This is a genomic window from Kitasatospora sp. NPDC086009 (genome assembly GCF_044540385.1).
In the GTDB taxonomy this organism is placed as follows: Bacteria; Actinomycetota; Actinomycetes; order Streptomycetales; family Streptomycetaceae; genus Kitasatospora.
In genome coordinates, this window is record NZ_JBITSA010000018.1 from 67,044 (window position 1) to 85,729 (window position 18,686).

General features: G+C 73.5%; 16 protein-coding genes and 1 pseudogene. 4 read left to right on the top strand and 13 right to left on the bottom strand.

Annotated elements, in window-relative coordinates; all coding sequences use genetic code 11:
• Positions 1 to 1,537 precede the first annotated feature (1,537 nt).
• The 3 genes from ACIF6L_RS31710 (at position 1,538) to ACIF6L_RS31720 (ending at position 5,447) form a co-directional block, all read left to right on the top strand.
• Complete coding sequence (locus tag ACIF6L_RS31710; RefSeq protein ID WP_396490918.1) at positions 1,538 to 2,071, top strand: SixA phosphatase family protein; 534 nt, start codon at positions 1,538 to 1,540, stop codon at positions 2,069 to 2,071.
• Positions 2,072 to 2,216: 145 nt separating this feature from the next.
• Positions 2,217 to 3,224, top strand: a complete 1,008-nt coding sequence (locus ACIF6L_RS31715) for a hypothetical protein (protein ID WP_396490919.1) — start codon at positions 2,217 to 2,219, stop codon at positions 3,222 to 3,224.
• A 60-nt stretch (positions 3,225 to 3,284) separates the two neighbouring features.
• Positions 3,285 to 5,447 (top strand): HEAT repeat domain-containing protein, encoded by a 2,163-nt coding sequence (locus tag ACIF6L_RS31720; protein WP_396490920.1) that lies wholly within the window; start codon positions 3,285 to 3,287, stop codon positions 5,445 to 5,447.
• A gap of 807 nt (positions 5,448 to 6,254) precedes the next feature.
• On the opposite strand, the gene ACIF6L_RS31725 is transcribed toward ACIF6L_RS31720, so the two are convergent.
• From ACIF6L_RS31725 to ACIF6L_RS31750, 6 genes are all read right to left on the bottom strand, one after another.
• Complete coding sequence (locus ACIF6L_RS31725) at positions 6,255 to 7,040, bottom strand: maleylpyruvate isomerase family mycothiol-dependent enzyme (protein WP_396490921.1); 786 nt, start codon at positions 7,038 to 7,040, stop codon at positions 6,255 to 6,257.
• A 414-nt stretch (positions 7,041 to 7,454) separates the two neighbouring features.
• Positions 7,455 to 8,111: a hypothetical protein gene (locus tag ACIF6L_RS31730; RefSeq protein WP_396490922.1), complete on the bottom strand. Its 657-nt coding sequence runs from the start codon at positions 8,109 to 8,111 to the stop codon at positions 7,455 to 7,457.
• Between the two features lie 63 nt (positions 8,112 to 8,174).
• Entirely contained in the window at positions 8,175 to 8,699 is a 525-nt protein-coding gene (locus tag ACIF6L_RS31735) for an NUDIX domain-containing protein (RefSeq protein ID WP_396490923.1), read from the bottom strand.
• 482 nt (positions 8,700 to 9,181) lie between these two features.
• Entirely contained in the window at positions 9,182 to 10,720 is a 1,539-nt protein-coding gene (locus ACIF6L_RS31740; RefSeq protein WP_396490924.1) for a hypothetical protein, read from the bottom strand.
• A 738-nt stretch (positions 10,721 to 11,458) separates the two neighbouring features.
• Positions 11,459 to 11,968 (bottom strand): hypothetical protein, encoded by a 510-nt coding sequence (locus ACIF6L_RS31745; RefSeq protein WP_396492621.1) that lies wholly within the window; start codon positions 11,966 to 11,968, stop codon positions 11,459 to 11,461.
• 480 nt (positions 11,969 to 12,448) lie between these two features.
• A complete protein-coding gene (locus ACIF6L_RS31750; RefSeq protein WP_396490926.1) occupies positions 12,449 to 12,745 on the bottom strand; it encodes a hypothetical protein in 297 nt (98 codons plus the stop codon).
• Positions 12,746 to 12,958: 213 nt separating this feature from the next.
• On the opposite strand from ACIF6L_RS31750, the gene ACIF6L_RS31755 reads away from it, so the two are divergent.
• Positions 12,959 to 13,306 (top strand): hypothetical protein, encoded by a 348-nt coding sequence (locus tag ACIF6L_RS31755; RefSeq protein ID WP_396490979.1) that lies wholly within the window; start codon positions 12,959 to 12,961, stop codon positions 13,304 to 13,306.
• Positions 13,307 to 13,344: 38 nt separating this feature from the next.
• On the opposite strand, the gene ACIF6L_RS31760 is transcribed toward ACIF6L_RS31755, so the two are convergent.
• The 7 genes and pseudogenes from ACIF6L_RS31760 to ACIF6L_RS31790 all read right to left on the bottom strand — a co-directional run bounded on the left by ACIF6L_RS31760 (position 13,345) and on the right by ACIF6L_RS31790 (position 18,675).
• On the bottom strand, positions 13,345 to 13,500 hold the full coding sequence (locus ACIF6L_RS31760) for a hypothetical protein (RefSeq protein ID WP_396490980.1): 156 nt from the start codon (positions 13,498 to 13,500) through the stop codon (positions 13,345 to 13,347).
• 337 nt (positions 13,501 to 13,837) lie between these two features.
• A pseudogene (locus ACIF6L_RS31765) lies at positions 13,838 to 14,332 on the bottom strand (replication-relaxation family protein); the annotation flags it as partial.
• 508 nt (positions 14,333 to 14,840) lie between these two features.
• The gene (locus ACIF6L_RS31770) at positions 14,841 to 15,215 is read right to left on the bottom strand and encodes a hypothetical protein (RefSeq protein ID WP_396490927.1); all 375 of its coding nucleotides are present in this window, start codon (positions 15,213 to 15,215) and stop codon (positions 14,841 to 14,843) included.
• Between the two features lie 26 nt (positions 15,216 to 15,241).
• A complete protein-coding gene (locus tag ACIF6L_RS31775; protein ID WP_396490928.1) occupies positions 15,242 to 15,610 on the bottom strand; it encodes a hypothetical protein in 369 nt (122 codons plus the stop codon).
• Positions 15,611 to 15,870: 260 nt separating this feature from the next.
• The gene (locus ACIF6L_RS31780) at positions 15,871 to 16,971 is read right to left on the bottom strand and encodes a hypothetical protein (protein ID WP_396490929.1); all 1,101 of its coding nucleotides are present in this window, start codon (positions 16,969 to 16,971) and stop codon (positions 15,871 to 15,873) included.
• A gap of 125 nt (positions 16,972 to 17,096) precedes the next feature.
• A complete protein-coding gene (locus ACIF6L_RS31785) occupies positions 17,097 to 17,507 on the bottom strand; it encodes a DUF6262 family protein (RefSeq protein WP_396490930.1) in 411 nt (136 codons plus the stop codon).
• The gene (locus ACIF6L_RS31790; protein WP_396490931.1) at positions 17,497 to 18,675 is read right to left on the bottom strand and encodes a tyrosine-type recombinase/integrase; all 1,179 of its coding nucleotides are present in this window, start codon (positions 18,673 to 18,675) and stop codon (positions 17,497 to 17,499) included. Before ACIF6L_RS31790 ends, ACIF6L_RS31785 begins: the two co-directional genes overlap by 11 nt.
• Positions 18,676 to 18,686: the final 11 nt, after the last annotated feature.

An 18,686-nucleotide genomic window follows, 5' to 3' on the forward strand; every position in this document is an offset into this window, starting at 1 on the left:
CTGGCGACTCCCGGGATGTCAGCACTCCTTCGACGCCTCCCCCGACGTCTCCCCCAGGTGTGCTCCGCCACCGCAGCAGAGCTGCCGGGCCGACCGTGCTGGTCAGGGCGGCGATCAGCCGGGCGTGGCGGCGTCGGCGTGCGGGCAGGTCCAGGCGGGCGGGAATCGCAGTCACCCCCGCACTGTGCCGCGCCCCACCTGCCCGCAACGTCCGTTCCCGTGAACATCGTGCGGGCGGTCAGCGCCACCGGTAGGCCGCGCCGGTCACCGCCGGGAGCAGCAGCGGCCCGCCGGTCTCGGCGGTGTCGGGCCCGATGGCCTGGGCGAGGACGGCGGTGATGCCCGGGTACAGGTGGAGGCCGGCCGCGTCGGCGACCAGCAGCCACCACCGGCGCGCGGTCCGGATCGTCCTGCTCGACCGCGGCGACGGCCGCCGCCAGGTGGTCGGGCAGGTGAGCGGCGAAGACCAGGTGCCGGCGGCGGAACGGCGTGGTCTCGCCCGGGCGCTCGGGGGTGAGGGGCCGGGTGCCGGGGCGGTCGCGTTTGCGGCCGGAGGTGAGGACCAGGGCGACGGGTGGGTAGCCCTCGTGGCCGGTGGGCGGGTAGGCGGTGCGCCAGTGCCGGTGGTCGTGGACGGCGGCCCCGTTGTGCCGGGCGGCCTTCGCCTTGATCTTGTCGGCGCCCTTGGCGAGCAGTTCGCACCAGGCGGTGTAGGTGGCGAGCTTCTCGACGAGCAGGCCGTCCTCGAGGCCGTCGCTCTCGTCCTCGTCCGTGCTCTGGTCGTCGTCGGGGTGGGCGGGGTCTGGGCGAGGGCGGCATGCAGCGTCGCGTCGGCGTCCCACGCCTCGGCGTGCACCACGGGTTCCGGCACGGCGGGGCCCGGGCGGGCGCTGCGTACGATCCGGCCTTCGACCAGGGCCACCCATCCGTCCAGGCCGTCCACGTCCTTCTCCACCCAGCCGCGGGCGAGGCCGGCGCCGTGGTGGAGGGTGCGGGTGCCGTCGTGGCCGGACCAGCGCAGCCACATCAAGCCGCGCACCGGCGGGGAGTCGAGGATCGGGCGGCCCAGGTCCCGGTCGGCGGGCGCGGGCCGACTGCTGGACAGGGCCAGCTCCAGCCGGGGCGGGGCGGGGCGGGGCGGCCCCGGCCGGGGCGGCGCAGCAGCGGCAGACGAACGAAGAAGAACCCGCCCGCCAGCAGACAGCACACGACCGGCGCCGGCGGCGGGCTCGCAACTGGTTGGCGGTGTCGACCTGGGCCGCTGTCGACCCACTGCGGCTCGGCCGGGGCCAGGGCAGCGACCTGATCGGCCGGGACGGCACCCCTCATGCCCTGCCCAACGACCCCGGCCCCGTCCGGGTACCGGCCCCGGTGGCAGCGCTGAGCCCGGCCGTTTCGCGCTACCTGGCCAGCCCCGCTCAGTCCAGGAGAGGCTTGTGTCGCCCCATCAACCTGATAACACGGTGATTCACCCGCTCGGCTGACTCCCACGCGGTTCGCCTCGAACAGGGCCGGTGGGGTGGCGAGGATGACCGCTATGAGTGCTGAGACGACCCGCCGCGTGGTGCTCTTCCGCCACGCCAAGGCTGAATGGTCCGATGTCGACGATCACGAGCGCCCACTCGCCGACCGTGGCCGCAAGGACGCGCCGGTCGCCGGCCGCTGGCTCGCCGGAGCCAGCATCAACCCCGACCTGGCGCTGTGCTCGACCGCGACACGCTGCCGTGACGCATGGAAGCTCGCTGCGGCCGAGCTGCCGCAGCGGCCGAAGTCGGTGTACGACGACCGTCTCTACGAGGCGTCACTCGGCGAGCTGATCACCATCTTGAACGAAACCAGCGACGAGGTCGGCGACCTGCTGGTCGTCGGGCACAACCCCGGCCTGCACGCACTCGCCGACGCTCTCGCCGGCGAGGCGGACGGCGATCTGCTGCCGCGGCTGAACCGCAGCGGCTTCCCCACGTCCGCGATCGCCGTTGTCACCTTCACCGGCTCCTGGAAGAGCGTCGAGCACGGCGTCGGCAAGCTCGTCGCCTTCTGGACCCCACACGCCGAGCGACGACCGACGTGACCAGCGAGGGCGGTGCCCGGGACTACCCCGGGCACCGCCCTCAGTGCTGAGCGCCGCCCGGCCTGAGGCAGAGGCTGTACACGCCGCCGACCGGCTGGCCATGTAGCGCGAAAACTCCGGCCATCTACCGTGCACAGTCACAGCGGTGGCCTGGCGGGTGGTCAGCGTCGGTCCGCGTGCTGCCAGGCGCCGGCGGCAGGGCCTTGGGGTCGCGGTCGCGGTGGGCGCCCTGGAGGGCGGCGATGGCGGTCAGGGCGGTGGAGTGAAGGGCGACCTGGTCGTGGCGCGGCTCGCGGACGAAGTGGTCGGGCCAATCGGGCCGGCCGGGGCGGCCGTGGCGGCCGTGGAGGCCGTGGAGGCCGTGGAGGCCGTGGAGGCCGTGGAGGCCGTGGAGGCCGTGGAGGCCGTGGAGGCCGTGGCGGCCGTGGAGGCCGTGGAGGCCGTGGCGGCCGTGGAGGCCGTGGCGGCCGTGGAGGCCGTGGCGGCCGTGGAGGCCGTGGCGGCCGTGGAGGCCGTGGCGGCCGTGGAGGATCGCCGCCCACTGGGGGACGTCGTGGATGGCGGCCTCGACCCAGCCGACCGGTCGGCCGTGGTGGAGCAGGACGTGCACGGGGCGGGCCTGGGGCCCGGCTGCGTCGAGGTCGCGCCACATGGTGCGGTCCCAGCCGTCCGCGAGCGGGCGCACCCACTCCCACGGTCCGTTTCGCTCGACGGGCCGGGTGGGCACCTCGGCCTCGCGCCGACGGCTCATCAGTTCGCGCCAGCGCTCTTCGGCCGTCGGCTCCGGTTCGCGGTCACCAATGCTTTGACCTGGGCCGGAAAGGTTCGCCGCAGGGGGCGCGTCACGATCGGCGTCACGATCTCCGTCACGACTACCAGGCCGGGGAGCGGCGTCAGCCGGCGGGCCCGGCGCGGAGGTGGTGGCGTCGCTCTCGGTTTCGGGGCCGGCGACGACGGCGCCGCGGTGGCGGTGGTGGAGCTCGGCCTGCTGGAGGATGCGGGCGAGGACGTCGGGCAGCAGTTGGTGGAGCAGCGCGAGGGCCTGGTCGGCCTCTACCGGGGTGCCGGCCTGGACGGTGTGGAGGTAGTCGTGGACGGCGTCGTCGACGTCGGCGGCCAGGCGCAGCAGTTGCATGCAGGGTCGTGTCGATGATGCGCCATGACGAAGCACTGCGCGACTGCTGTGTCAGTGTCTCGTGGCACTGTGCGGCCCATGATCAACAATTTTGACGGTGCCGACCACATCGACTGGTCGTCCATGGGCCACGCCTACGGTCCGGCCGACGACGTACCGCTGTGGCTGGAGCAGATGGCCTCGCCCGACTCCGTCGTCCGGGAGAAGGCGTTCAGCAGTTTCTACAACTCGGCCCTCCACCAGGGCTCCGTCTACGAGTCCACGGTGGCGAGCCTGCCGTTCCTGGCCACGCTCGCCAACGACTCCGGAACGCCGGACCGCGCAGCTGTTGTCGGGCTCCTGGTCAGCATCGGGCGCTCAGCGCTGGAGCGCTTGTCCTTTGTCGACGAAGACGGCCTGTCCAACTACGATCCGTCCGTCGACGAGCCGTTCCCCGATGCAGACGCCATGCTGCAACTGCGCGAGCGGGGCGACGACTTCGTGCGGCAGGCGGCGGACCCGGACCCGCGGGTACGGCAGGCCGCCGTCCCGGCCCTGGGGATGTTCCTCGACAACACCGAACGGGCGTTCGCCCTGCTGCGCGAGCGACTGGCCGCCGAGAACGGCACCGTGGAGCGGCTGCTGGTGATCGAGGCCGCCGCGACCCTGGCCCAGCGGCTGCCGACCGCGCTCGGCCCGGTGACGGCCTGGCTCACCGCTCTGGCCACGGACCCGGCACTGGACGCCGACATCCGGCTCGCCGCCATCGTTCACCGGGCCGCCTGCACGCCGGAGGCCATCGACACCTGCCTCGTCCCGACGGCGATAGGCCTGCTTCAGCAACTCACCCCCGAACCGGAGCCCGAGGACGGGGCGGCCGAGGCCGATTTCGAAGTCGGAGCCCGGCCGACGGACTGCGGGCAGTGCGGCTGCTTGAACACCGCCGCCGAACCAGCACCGGACCAGGGCGCTTCGCCGCAGCTCGCGGCGATCTTCGACGACCTCGACCGCCACGGCCGTATCCACGCCCCCACCACCGAACTGCTCACCACCCTCCACCGGGCCCTGGACGCACGGGTACCCGAGCGCACCGCCCTGCTCATTGCCCAACTCCGCTGCCCCGACCGGGCCACCCGCCATGACGCCATCACCATGACCTGGGACCTGATCCGCTCCTGGCGCGGCGACCACACCGGCCTCGTCCTCGCCCTCGCCGACAACCTGCGACCCGACGACCCCTACACCGCCGCCGAAGCAGCCGAAACCCTCGGCAAACTCCCCACCGCCCTCGCCGAACCGGCACGCGAAGCCCTCGCCGCTCTCGTGGAGGCCCACCGCACCACCTCCTGCCCGAACGTCTGGGCCGCACGACACCCGCTGCTACGCCGGGCCCATCAGCAGGCGGTCACAGCGTTGGCCGGCCTCGGCGACGAGCGGGCCCTGCCCAGCCTGCTGACGGCGCTCGACACCGGCACCGACGACTGGCGTGCCCTGCAGGTCGCCGGACACCTCCCCCAAGCAGCCGGGGAACTACTGCCCAGGATCACCCGGCTCCTGGCCGACGCGGACCTGTCTTCCTGGCCCTGGGGATCCGCGCCCACGCTCATGGCCGCCCTCGGCAAGCTCGGCGGCCCGGCGGCTGTCCCGGCGCTCGCCACGGCCCTCGTCACCGCCCTGGAGCAGGGGCACTGGCGTACCGCGGGCGCGGCCCTCTACAACCTGGGCTCCATCGGCACCGGTGCCACAGCCGCGCTGGCGGTGATCCGGCCGATCGCCGACGCCGAGGACCCTGCCCTGCGCTTCGCAGCCACCAAGGCCCTGTGGGACATCGAGGGCGATCCCGGCGACACGGTGCCGCGGCTGACCGCCCTGCTCGACACCGGCAAGGACCAGGACGCAGCCGATCTCCTCGGCCGGATCGGGGCGCCGGCGGGCGAAGCACTACCCCGCCTGAGGCAGATGCTCGAAGGCGGGCATCCCGTAACCCGGGTCTGCGCCGCCGCCGCGATCTACGACATCGGCGGCCCTGCCCAGGTGGGGACCGTCCTGCCCGTGCTGCTGGAGACGTGGGAGGAGAACAGCACGACCGTCGGCCGCGTCCTGGACTGCCTGCAACGGATGGGCCCCTCCGCCGCGCCCGCCCTCCCTCTCATCCACGCCGAACTCGCCCTCGCACGCCGGGGCGGCGGCTACTTCGGGAGCATCGCCGACGACGAGGACCTCCAGCACGCCGGCCGGGCCGTCATCCGCCAGACAGCCTGACGCGCGGCCGACACCGCTCCGGTCTGGACGCCCTGCTCCAACACGGCAGGCCTGGGGACGCTGTCCGGTCTCATCGAGGACGGCCCACAGCGCGGGCCTGACCTGCGGGCGTTCAGGATGGGCGAGAGGCACACCGCTCTCGGTCCCGCCCGACCGCCGCGCCGAACCCCGCCGCCACCCGAACGGGCCACGCCGGGACGAAACTCACCGGCCCTGACCTGCGATGAAAGGCTTTCTGGCCCGGGGCAGCCGGCCCCTGGCGGCCAAACTCACCGGCAGTGGGCGGTGCGCACCGCATCCCATTGCCCGCGGTGCGCACCGCTTCGTCCTGTCCCATGTCGGCGGCAGCACGACGCCCGCCGGTGATGGCCCGGATTGTGCGTCTCGGGTTCGGCGGGCGCCGACAGCAGCGTAGCGGGCGAAGGCCCACCGGCCCCGGCTTCTACGGCGTGGGGCGAGGCGGGTCTTCGGGGACGAAGGCACGGCCGGGCCGGCGCGGTCGGTGACCGGGCTGCGTACCGGGCGGGCGCGGTGAGCGCCGGTTCCAGCGCGGTGGCGGCTTCGGGGCCGAGCCGGGCCAGGGCTGGAGCAGCCCGTCCATCGCGCCAAGGGTGGCGGTGGTGGGCCTCTCGGCCGGCCGCCGAGCGAGCCGCCAGCTATGACCAGACCGGCGGGTGTTAAATCCTCGAAGGACGCGAAACCCCTGCTCTCAACCATGTCAGGACGGTGACGCCACGCCGACGCTTCGCCCAGGGCACGGTCGGATGAGCCGACGACGCGACCGGGCGCCGCGTCGTCGACACCGCCTTACGCGTTCGGGTCCCAGGCGAAGAGCCGCTCGAAGATGGCCCGGTCGCCGTCGATCTTCACCGAGTCCAGCGGGGTGCGTCCGTAGAACCACAGGACCAGCTCACCGGCCGTGCCCCGGGCGGAGGCGTCGGCCGGGGCCTGGGCCTCGCCGGCGGCCGGGAGGCGGACGGCGCGGGCGCCGTCCGCCTCGACCGTGAAGCGCCAGGAGCGGCCCTCGGTGGCGTGGTAGTCGACGACGGCCGGCTCGTGGGGCCAGGCGCCCGACCACGCGCAGCAGGTGAACAGGAAGTCCTCGACGCCGTCCAGCGCCACCTCTGCCGGCAGCGGCTGCGCGGCGCCCGCGGTGAGCTGGGCGTCATAGGTGTGCACCGCGATCTCCTGGAGCTGGTGCCGGGCGACGGCACCGCTGGTCCGCGGCGACTGCGAGGCGCCCCACCACGTCCAGCACTCGGCGTCCGGGCCGACCTCCCGCAGGGTGTCCAGCATTTCCTGCGTCGACGCGGCCAGCCAGGCCACCAACGCCTCGCGCTCCCGGGGCGCCTGCGCCTCGGCGCGCGCCGCCACGGCCTCGGCCGGCGGGGCGTCGGCCGGACCGGCCTCGACGACGGCGGCCCAGAAGGGGCGGCCCGAGCCCAGGTGCCGCGCCAGGTCGAACAGCGTCCACTCGGGGCAGGTCGGCACCTGCACGTCCAGGCTGGGCGCGGCGGCGATCGCGGCCCGGAAGGCCGTCGACCGCTCGTCGATCAGTCGCAGCAGGTCAGGGAGTTCAAGATTCTTTTGCACTACGGCTGTCTATCACCGCACTCCGGCGGCCGAAAGCGAATTTCCCGGCCGCCGCCGACACCGAACCTCCGGGCAAGGCGGGCGACCCGCGTTGGCCGGGGTTCGCCCGTCGGTACAAACTCGCCGCCGAACAGCCGGTGCAGTGGGAGGTTGAGGCTCTCGGCCCTGCCGAGCCTCAGCGCCTGGTCCTCGCCGCCGTCGCGCCGTACATCGACCGCCGCGTTCTCACCGACCGGATCACAGAGGAGGAACGGCAGCGAAATCAGCTCAGGGCCTTCACCGAGGGATGGACCCTGAATCGCTCGCCGGACCGTGAGTGACTCCCAAACTCATCGACATTGATCATGGAACAGGCCCACGCGGTGACTCCCGAAGCCGACGACAAACGACTCCCGTCCTCGCGTACAAAGCCACTCAGTCGAGGTCGGCGGATGCCAGGGCCACCGCGAGCACCAGGTACGGGACGGCGCCCAGGCACTGCTCGGCCATCATGCTCGGATCGGACGCCGTGCCCGCGTCGGCCAGCGCCAGCAGCCCGGCACCGACGGCCGCCTCCACCGCCGCGTCCAGGACCTCGGCCGCAGTGAACTCCCCGCCGGCCACCAGCTCGCGCACCACGGCGGCGGCCTGCGCCGGGTCGGCCCGCCACAGCTCGGCAACCTGCTCACCGGCGCCCGCCAGGTCGATGACCGCACCCTGTTCCGCGGTTGGAAGCGGCACGGGCCAGGACAGCCCGGGCTCCTCCACAATCTCCTCGGCCCGCCCCAGCGCCACCCTCGCGGCGCTCGTCCGCCGGGCCTGCTCCCGCTCCCACGCGACGGCGGCCGGCCACTGCGCGTCGTCCTCGGCCCGGGCCGCCTCCAACAGCGGGGCCGCGGTGCGGCCGAGGTAGACGACCGGCAGCGGGTCCACCACGACCGCCTCCTGCCCGGGCGGGGCGTCCGCGACGGGCTGGTACAGCGCGGCCGCCGCCGTAGCGCAGGCCCCGACCGTGCTGGTCAGGGCGGCGATCAGCCGGGCGTGGCGGCGTCGGCGTGCGGGCAGGTCCAGGCGGGCGGGAATCGCGGTCACCCCCGCACTATGCCGCGCCACACCCGCCCGCGACGTCCGTTCCCGTGAACACCGTGCGGCAGGTCAGCGCCACTGGTAGGCCGCGCCGGTCATCGCCGGGAGCAGCATCGGGCCGCCGGCCTGGGCGGTGTCGGGCCGGACGGCCTGGGCGAGGACGGCGCCGATGTCCGGGTACAGGTGGAGGCCGGCCGCCTGCGCGAGCGGCAGCCACACCACCGGTGCCCGGCCGGGGTCGTCCAGTTCGGCGGCGGCGACGGCGTGGTGGAGGTGGTCGGGCAGGCGGGCGGTGAAGACCAGGTGCCGCCGGCGAAAGAGCGTCGTCTCACCCGGTCGCGCAGTGGCCTGGTCCTGGGCGAAGCGCAGCCGCGGCGGGGTGGGCAGGTCGTCCAGGTCGAGGCCGAGCTCCTCGAGGAGCTCGCGGCGCAGCGCGGTGGCCGGGTCCTCGCCGGGCGCGACCAGGCCGCCGGGCAGGGAGTGCTGTACGCCGTCGGGCCGGTCGCGCCGGATCAGGGCGAGGCGGTCGTCGTGGAGCAGGGCCGCGCACACCCTGGTCCGGACCGGGTCGGGGGCCTGCGCCGTGGTGGTCACCGCCGGGACCAGGCCGGGCAGGCCATCTCGTGCCAGGTCGTTCGGACAACCAGTCCGCCCTGGGCGAGGTGCTCGCTCGACCAGGTCCGACAGCACCCGCCACCGGCGCCGGTCCGGGTCAGGGCCGGCGGTCTCGCGGCGCGGACCGGTGCGGCGGGGGCGGGCACGGCGGCCGGTGCGGAGGGACGGCGGCGTCGTCGGCGGTGGGGCCGGGTGGGTGTCGTCATGCCGAAGGCTCTGCCCACCCGACCGCCGCGCCGAACCCGGCCGCCACCCGAACGGACCACGCCGGAACGAAACTCACCGGCCCTGACCTGCGATGGAAAGTTTCCGGGCCCGGGACGGCCGCCCCCGGGGGGGAAACTCACCGGCGGCTCCGGGGTGAAACTCACCGGCCCGGGACGAAACTCCCCGGTGCAGGTCAGCGGTGGTGGCGAAACTCCCCAGTGCAGGTCAGCGGCCTGCACCGGGATGAGGGCGGGTCAGGACCGGCGCCACCAGGAGTGGGTGCGCTTCGCCTCCGCGGCCGCGGCTTCCGCGGCGACCCGCTCACGCTCGGCGGCCTCCCGCGCCCGCTGCTCGGCCACGTCCTGGCGGCAGCCGTCGCACAGCCCGTCGTCGTCCCAGGTGTCAGCCCGCTCCTGTTCGGCCCACCGCTCGTCCGAGAACCTCACCCGGCAGTGGGTGCAGGCCGGGCGCCGCCGCTCCCGCTGCGCCCGCTCGCGCTCCGCTTCCTGCTCCTCGCGGGCCCGGTGGGCGGCCTCCTGCTCCCGCTCCAGCAGCCGGTCGCCGTCCGGGTTGTCGAGCGCCTTCGCCAGGGTGCTCCACTCCTGGCCGCCGAACCGCCACCAGATCGGCCCGCCGGCGCCGAACTTCCGCAGCAGCGGCATGGTGGTGGCGACCACAGGCAGGGCGCGGTGGTAGTCGCGAGCACTCGTCTCCTCCCAGCGGTGGGTGGGTGCGCGCCAGGCCGGCACCGAGGCGGCCTCGATCCGCCGGATGTGGTTCAGCAGTCGCTCGTGGTCGGCTTTCGCCTTGGCCTTCTTCTGCTCCGCGGTGAGGGGTGGGGCGCCGGGTCGGCGGTTGCGCTTGCGGCCGGCCTCCAGGACCAGGGCGACCGGCGGCAGGCCCTCGCGGCCGGTGGCCGGGTAGGTGGCGGTCCACAGCCGCAGGTCGTGGGTGCGGGCCCCGGAGCGGTTCAGCGAGGCCTCGAAGGCGCGCTTGGTCGTGCCCTTCGCGGGCAGCCGGCACCAGGCGCGGTAGGAGTGGAGCTTGGCCACCAGCGTGCCGACGCCCTCGTTCTCCCGGTCGACCTCCACCAGGAGCACGGGGACGTCCGCGCCGGGGTCGGTGACGACCAGGTCGGCGAACAGCGAGCGGCGGCCGGGCAGCTTGTGCTCGACCTCCGTGCTGTACGCGCCGAGGTGGCCGAAGCCGGCCTTCGCGAGGTGGCCGGCCGTGGCGACGACGTCCAGGGCGTGCTCGTCATAGCCGGCGCTCTCCCCCTGCTCGCGGACGGTGGACAGCTTGGTGCCGGGCGGCAGCAGGCGGGCGGCTTCCTTGTGGCCGGCCTTGGTCAGGCACCAGAGCTTGCGGCCGCGGGCCCAGCCGTCCGGGCGCGCCTTGCCCACGTCCTGGAGGTCGAGCAGCGCGTCGCGGGTCGACTTGTCGCTGGCCTGGCCGGGCAGGGCCAGGTGCCAGAGCTCCCGGCCGGTGGCGCGCTGGAACAGGACGAGCGCCACCATGACCCTCGCCCTGGCCGGACCCGTCGCACGGTGCTTGCGCCTCCGGTTTCCAGGAGCAGCGGTAGAAGGGTTGTCGCCACGGCGGCGACCCCTTGTCCGGCGCTGCTGGCCTGCGGAAACAGGATCTTCGCCGGGCGAGGCGGTGGAGGTGTCGGTGGAGGCGCCGTTCGGGCCCGTGTCCTGGCCGGTCGAGGCCTTCGCCTGTCGGTTGGTCGGGTGGTCGGCGGTCTGGTCGCCGTCGTCCGGGTCGGGAGCGGCGAGCGAGGTGGTGGTCATCGGGTTGGCCTTCCGTCAGCAGGAGGCCGGATCCGGCGCGGTGGCCGGCCCGGCACCCGGACCGGCGCCCGGGTGCGGCCGACCATGCACGGCACCCCCTTGTCCGCGGCCTGACCGAACCCCTTGTCCGGCCCCTTGACCAGCGTGTTGTCCCGCCCGATTCGCCCCAGTCCAGGGCCTTGTCCTCCCGGTATGTCCGTGACCGACACCACAGACCGCCAGGCCGCGCGCCCAGGCGCCGACGCGCGCGGTGCGGTGCGCGCGGACCGCGCGGTGCGGGTGTGGGGCGCGCGGCGGTGCGGGTGCGGGACGGGTGCGGCGGTGCGGGTGCGGGGCGCGCCGCACCAGCCGGTGCGGCACGGTCGCCGGGCCTCCTCCGGCATCGCGCGCGGCGCTTTGTCCAGGGGAAATGCGCCGTTGTCCAGGGGGAAGGCGGGACCGCACCAGTGCAGCGGACCACCGCGCGACGCACTCTGCAGGGCCTGTCCATAGGCGCGCCGCTTGCGCTGCTGGGACTGTCTGTCCATCGCGCGCGGGCCGGCGCGCGGTGCGGGCGCGGGCCGCATGGTGCAGTGCGGTAGCGGCACGACTACCGCTACCGCACCAGCCTTTGCGGGTGCGGGGCGGGAGCCGCACCCGCCGTGCGGTACGCGCGGAGCCCGCGCGGCCTGGACGGCTGGGTCCTGGGGATCGAGGGTCGCTTCGCCGCCGACCCCGCCGACCGGAGCCGGACGCGGGTCAGACCCTCGGTCGGTGCGGGTTCGGGTGCTGCCAGGCGCCGGCGGGCAGGGCCTTGGGATCGCGGTCGCGGTGGGCGGCCCGGAGGGTGGGCGATGGCGTGGAGCGCGGAGGGGTGGAGGGCGACCTGGTCGTGGCGGGGCTCGCGGACGAAGCGGTCCGGCCGGCCGGGGTGGCCGTGGAGGATCGCCGCCCACTGGGGGACATCGTGGATGCCGGCTCGACCCAGCCGACCGGCTGGCCGTGGTGGAGCAGGACGTGGACCGGGCGGCCGCGCGGGCTGGAGGCGTCGGGGTCGCACCCCATGGTGCGGGCCCAGCCGTCCGAGAGCGGGCGCTCCCACTCCCACGGTCCGTACCGCTCGGTGGGCCGGGTGGGCACCTCGGCCTGGCGCTGACGGCTCACCAGTTCGCGCCAGCGCTCCTCGGCCCGTCGGCTCCAGTTCGCGGTCACCAATGCTTTGACCTGGGCCGGAAAGGTTCGGCGCAGGGGGCGCGTCACGATCGGCATCACGATCTCCGTCACGACTGCCAGGCCGGGGAGCGGCGCCAGCCGGCGCGTCCGGCGCGGTGGTGGTGGCGGAGGTGGCGTCGTTCTCGGCTTCGGGGCCGGCGACGACGGCGCCGTGGCGGTGGGCCCGGATAGCGCTGCAGAGTGCAGCGGTTCGACGGCAGCAGGTGCTGCAGCAGTGCGGCCGGGGCGCTGCGCATGGCAGCCGCAGCACCCCGGCCGGAGCCGGGAAACCGGGGAACGGGGCCGGGGCCGGCCGCTCCCGGGCCCGCCCTGGGGGAGCGCCGCGGCCCGGTACCGGGGACGAGCCCGGACCAACCGGGCAGGCCCGCCGGCCCCGGGCCTCACGCAGGCCAGCCGCGATTGCTGCCCGGCCCGACCGGCGGTTTCGGTGCGCGAGCCGCGCGCGGTCTGCGGTGTCCCGAAGGCGGTCGCGGGCGGCGAGGCGTGCCGGACGATGCGGCAGAGCTGTTCGCTTCGTCAGTCCGACCGCACCGGCCAGCGCGCACCCGGCGCCTTGACCACCCGGTCGCCCACGCCGAGCGACCGGTACGTCCGACTGTTCACCTCGATGGTGACCTCCCGCCCCTCGTCGGTGCGGATCCCCACCATGAGATGGCCCGACGGGCCGTAGGTACCGATCGAACTGTGCACCCACCGGCCGGTGACCACCCCGGTGTAGGCGTCGTTCGCCTCGCCCGCCCGCTGCCAGACGATCATCGCCAGAACCATGACGAGCGGGCTGATGGAGAGGAGCAGGAAAATGGTGCTCGACATGTGCGACCCCCCGCATCGACGACGGCGCAGGCCATCCACGGCAAGCCTACCGGTCCTGTGAGCGCCAGCCCAGAAGGCATACCCAGAGCGGCAGTTGGGACCCGGCGCGGGTGGGCGGGGCGGGCCGCACTCAGTGTGGCTCGTGACGTGACCCGTCGGCTTTGAGCGGTCTTTCACCACGGGGGTTGACCTGGGCCATCAAGGTTTCGCCGGATGGTGCGTCACGATCGGCGTCACGACTACCGGGCCGGGAGCAGCGTCGGCGGCCGGGGCGACAGGCAGGCCCGGACGGCGAGCACCGGCCCGGACGGGCACGCCGGGCCAGCGGCGGGCCGGACACCGGCCAGGACGTCCGCCGGGGCAGGCCCCGGCTCCGGCCGGACGAGCCGGCGGCCGAACGGCGGCAGCGACGCAGTCGTCGCCGCGCTCCTCGCCGCCGATCCCGGCGAGATCTCCGCGGTCGCGGTCTACTCCGACCTGTCCCGTCCCCCGGCTGTCGGGCACGGGGCGACGATCAACTGCCACGAGGGATCCCGGATCTTCATCACCCACGTCCGGTGACAACACCGGCTGCTCCACCAGCTCCCGGGCCCGGTAGGTCAGGTCCGGCGGTTGAGGAGGATGGTGAGCAGGGCGCGGGCCTCGCACCGGCGGGCGGGGGCGGCGGCGGCGGTGATCGCGATGACGGTGATGGTGGCGAGGTAGCCGGCGGCCGTGGTCGCCAGGGCAAGGGTCGCGGGGTCGCTGACGGGCATGGAAGTTCTCCTGGTCTCGGCAGGCAGGGCCGGGCCCGCACGGAGTGCGCGGGCCCGGGCCGGGGTCAGTGGGCGGCGAGTTCGTGGAGCTGGTGGGCGATGTCGCCGGTGGGCAGGCTGAAGGGCCCGCACATCTCGTCGGTGCCGCTGGGCAGGCCGTCGATCGCCACGCGCAGCGCGTGGTCGGGGCTGGGCAGGTCGGCGGGAGCCCTTCGCGGCCGGTGGCCGGGTAGGTGTCAGCCCATAGGCGCAGGTCGTGGGTGCGGGCCCCGGAGCGGTGCAGTGAGGCCTCGAAGGCCCGCTTGGTGACGCCCTGGGCCGGGAGCTGGCACCAGGCGCGGTAGGTGGCGAGCTTGGCGACCAGGGTGCCGTTGCCCTCGTTGTCCCTGTCTACCTCCACCAGGAGGACGGGGACGTCCGCGCCGGGGTCGGTGAGGACCAGGTCGGCGAACAGGGAGCGGCGGCCGGGCAGCTTGTGCTCGACCTCGGTCGCGTACGCGGCGAGGTGGCCGAAGCCGGCCTTGGCGAGGTGACCGGCGGTGGCGGCGACGTCCAGGGCGTGCTCGGAGTAGGCGGCCGAGGGCTTCTCGCGCTGCGGGCGGGCCGCGGCGAGCTTCGTTCCGGCCGGGAGCAGGGCGGTGGCGTCCCGGCGGCCGGCCGGGGTCAGGCACCAGAGGCGGCGGCCGTCCCGCAGGGTCAGCTCCTTGCGGACCTTGCCCGCCTCCTCCAGGTCGCCGAGTGCGTCGCGCACGGAGCGGTCGACACGCTGGTTCGGGACCACCAGCGGCCACAGCTCCCGGGCGGTCGCCCGCTGGAACAGCGCGAGCGCCATCAGGACCTTCCCGCGTACCGGGTCAGTCGATCCTCTTTTCCAGGGCGTGCTCTTGCTGTCTTCGACAGCAAGAGCAGAGGGGTTGTCGCCACGGCCCGACCCCTTGTCCTGGCGGCCTGACCTGCGCAAACGCCGGATTCGGGCGGGAGTCGCGTGGAGGTGCCGGCGGAGGTGTCCGTGGAGGTGGCGGCGGGGTCCTTGTCACCGCCGGGCGAGGCCTCGCCCAAGGGTTCCGGCCGGTGGTGGGCGGCGCCCTGGTCGTCGTCGGGGTCAGGTGCGGCAGATGCGGTGGCGGTCATCGAGGTGGCCTTCCGTCAGCGGTCGGCCGGAGCAGCGCGGTGGCCGGCCCCGGCACCCGGGCGCTCGCCCGAGCACCGCCGACCCTGCACACCACCCCCTTGTCCGCGGTCTGACCGCACCCCTTGTCCGACCCCTTGACCAGCCCCCTTGTCCTGCCCGAATTGCCCAGGTCAAGGGCCTTTTCCTCCCGGTTTGTCCGTGACCGGGATCACCCGTGGACGTGCGCGGACGGCCGGGCCGGACCGTCGGCGGCCAGGCCTTGGTCGATCGCCAGGCGCAGCAGGGTGAGGGCGTCGGCGGGGTTGGCGGACAGCAGCGGAATGCGGTCGGCGGCGTCGGCGACCGGGTGGCCGGCGATGAGGGCGATCCAGTTGCCCTCGTCGTCGAAGACTTCGGTCCAGCCCGCCAGGTTGCCGCGCTGTTCGAGGGCCTGGACGTCGGAGCGGCCGGGCCAGGTGAGGTGGACCAGGCCGTCGCCGAGGGCGTAGTCGCGGCGCGGGTCGCCCAGGCCGCGCAGGGTGGGCGGCGTCCAGCCGGTGGCCGCTGCGAGCACCAGGTCCGGCACCGTCACCCCGTCGGGCACGGACGAGGCCGGAGCCGACGGGGCGGTCAGCGCGGCGGCGCGGCGGAATACGTCCAGGGCGAGACCAGCTTGCAGCTCGACCCTGCGGCGGTCCGGCGGATCCACTCCGCCCGCAGCTTCACGAACGCCTCGCTCAGCTCGGCGATCCCCTTGGGCAGGAACGCCGCGACGACCGCGCCGACGTGTTCGGCGATCTCGGCGGCGTCGTTGGCGGCCTGCTCGTTGAGGTGGATCTCGAACTTCCACCACTTGGTCTCCACCCATACCTCCCAGCCGCTGGCCGCGAGCTCTTGCCGGGCGCGCTCGGCCCGGTCGAGGGTCTCCTGCGTGGCGACGTACTCGAACGCCGCATTCGGCACCAGCTGGTCCTGCACGACGGGGTCCTCGACAGTCACCGAACTCGCCTCCCTTACACTATGCATGCGAACGACTACTAGAGGTTCTCATGCAGAGCCCGATCCGACTTACCGACGCCCCCGCCCGATAGCCTCGGTTCTCATTGATCCCCGGGACCGTGGTCAGTCCTCCTGAGCGCGGGTGGCGAGATAGGCGTTCCAGTCGCGGCCCGCGCGCCGGGTCCAGTTGCCTGCGCTGGTCAGGCTTATGCCGAGCACGGCGCTGAGCACCGCGGGCGGCAGGTCGGCGGCGAGGGTGATCAGGGCTGAGTTGCGGAGCTGGAAAACGGGAAAGCCGTGGCGCCGGAGCTTCGCCGTGGGGTTGGGGATCCTGACGCTGAGGGGCGCTTTGCCTGGTCGACTTCCTGAGCTCGCTCGTCGGCGGCGACCTGCTGCAGTTCGCTGTAGCGGTGGAGTGCCTGCGGATCGCCGAGGTGTTCGGCAGCCGCGACGGCGGCGTCGAGGACGCTGTCCATCCAGAGTCGGGGAATGCCCTGCAGATCCTGCTCACTCGCGGCGAGGAGACGCTGCGCGGTGGAGGTGTCAGGTGCGAGCGGGACGAGAAGGAAGCACTCCTTGACGAAGTGCCGCCACTTACCCTGCTCAAAGCCGTGCTTGTCGGGCGGCAGGACGCGCTGGATCTCCTGGAGCGTCTGCCATGAGCCTGGGAAGTCGCCAGTTCGTCGTTGCAGCCGAGCCAGGGTGAGCAGTTCGCTGACCCTCTCTCCTGACCACGAGTCGTGCAGCGCGACGGCTTCCTTCTGCACGTCCACGGCTTCGGCGAGGTAGCCGAGGTGGGCGAGGTGGAACTGCAGGGTGTTCAGTACGGAGTCGGTTCGCGGCTCGCCGGCCGCCCACTCGGTCATGAACAGGCGCGATACCTCGCGCTCGCCCAAGCGGGCGGCGTGGTGGGCCCACTCCTTGAGTCCTTCGGCGGCCGGCTGGGAGGGGAAGCGGGCGCGTTGCTGGTCCAGCCATTCTTCGACGGCAGCGTCGGTGTGGCGGTCGGATGTGATGTTGCCCAGGATGCGGTCGCGGTCAGGGTGGGAGCTGGCTTGCACTGCCTCGGCGCTGGCGGCGATGCCCGCGGTGAGGAGGTGGTAGAGGTGGTAGCCCAGGGCCGTGTCGAAGCTGATGTTCTTTGCGTCCCAGTGCAGCCACAGGTCCTCGACCTGCCGGTGCTCGGCGACCAGGAACCCCGCCAGGGTCAGGTCGGGGGCCAAACCGGAGGGGACGGCCTCGCGGTAATAGATAGTCTGCTGCTGGAGGAGGAACCGCAGGAGCGGAAGGTCCTGGGGGCGGCGGTCGTATTGCAGCGCCCACAGCACCGCGAAGCGGGCGGCTCTGTTGCGGTCGGTCACGGCACCTTCGTCGGTGTCCCGAACACCGTGGTAAGCGAGGTCCGCCCACGTCGACCGGTCCTGCCGGGCCCGTTCGAGAGCGATCCTCGGTCCCCGCAGGAGTCGGTCCTGCTCGTCGGCGGCACTCATCGTTGTCCCCTCGTTTGGCTGCTGGTGATTCTGTCGGCTCGTTGTTCGCCCAGTGCACTGGCAAGTTGATCACGCAGACGGCGGTTCTCCTGCGTGAGTTGCCGGACGCGGGTGTTCGCTGCTTCGAGTCGCCGCAGCAGGGAGGCATCTGAGGTCCGCTGGCGTGCTGGAATCGGGGACGCGGGTGCTCGACGGTATGCAGCCCGCAGGCGCTCGACCTCGGCCCGCAGGTCCGGCTGGCCGTAGAGCCAGGACCGCGAGACGCCCGCCTGCTTGGCGACAGCATCGAAGGTGACCGGCTCTCCGGCCGCGTCGAGGGAGCGCAGAGCCTGGATGGCCTTGGAACGGGTGTGCTCGCTGCGGCGGCGGGCGGCCTCGACGATGTGCCGGCTGTTGTCAGCTCGCATCAGCGGTGGCCTCCGGCTCGTCGGTCTCGGCTTCCAGCGTGGTGATGATCCGCTGCAGGTTGCCCAGGACCTGCTGGTTCATCTCCACCACCCGTGCCTGACCGCGGGCCTCGGCTGCGGAGACGATCTGCAGCAACTGCTGGCGCTGTTCGCGGTGCTGCGGCAGGAACTCGGTCGTGGTGAGGAACATCGGGCAGGTCAGGCAGGCGTTGGCGTGCGGGCAGGTCTTCTGCATCGGCAGACCGCAGTAGCCGTTGGCCAGGGCCTGGGTCGTGCGTCCGAGCCGCTGGTTGGCCCAGGTGGCCTCGGCCAGGGGGCCGTCGGGGCTGACGGTGACGCTCTCGCCCTTGATATTGACCTTGCGGGCCCGCTCCCAGTGCCGGCGGACCGTGGTGTCGTGCAATCGGGCGTAGTGCACGGTCATCTCCCCGGAGGAGTGATCGAGCAGGACGCGTACGACTTCCTGCGGGACGTCCCGGTTGATCAGCCTGGTTCCAAAAGTATGGCGCCATTGATGGGGTGTCAGCTGCACGGGCCGGCCGTGCTCGTCGCGCACCTCGCAGCGCTCCAGCCAGACGGCGAGCTGACCCCGGTAGGAGTGCGTGGTCAGCGGCCGGGCGCCGTCAGGGTTCATCCGCGGGGCCGGGAACAGCCAGCGGCTTCCGTCGGGCCAACGTTCCAGGACGCGGCGCTGCTGCGCGGTGATCTCAGCCTCGACCTCCTCGTCGATGGGGACCAGGGCCTCGCGTTTCATCTTCCGGTTGAGATAGCGCAGGTAGGCGGCGCCGTCCGCGTCCCGCACGATGCAGTCGAAGGCGACATTGCAGGCGTCGCCGACCCGCAGTCCGCACCGCATCAGGACCAGCGTCACCAGGCGGCCCTCCGGGTTGTGCCAGCGGTCGAGGTTGTCGGCCTGCTCGACCTGGGCCATGACCTGCTCGGCCAGCGCGCGGGGCAGCCGCCTGTCGGGGCGTGGGAAATCGTCGGGGTAGTAGGTCGCGCTCGCTGGGAGGGTCTCGTCCCAGCCGTGGCGGCGCACGGCTTGGAAGAACGCGTTCAGCGAGCTGATGTCCCGGCTGCGCGAGTGGGTCGAGCGCGGATCGGTGGAGAGATCGGCCAGGTAGCGCTCCAGGACCTTCCGGTCCGCCGTCAGGTAGTAAAGGCACACCCGCCCCGGAT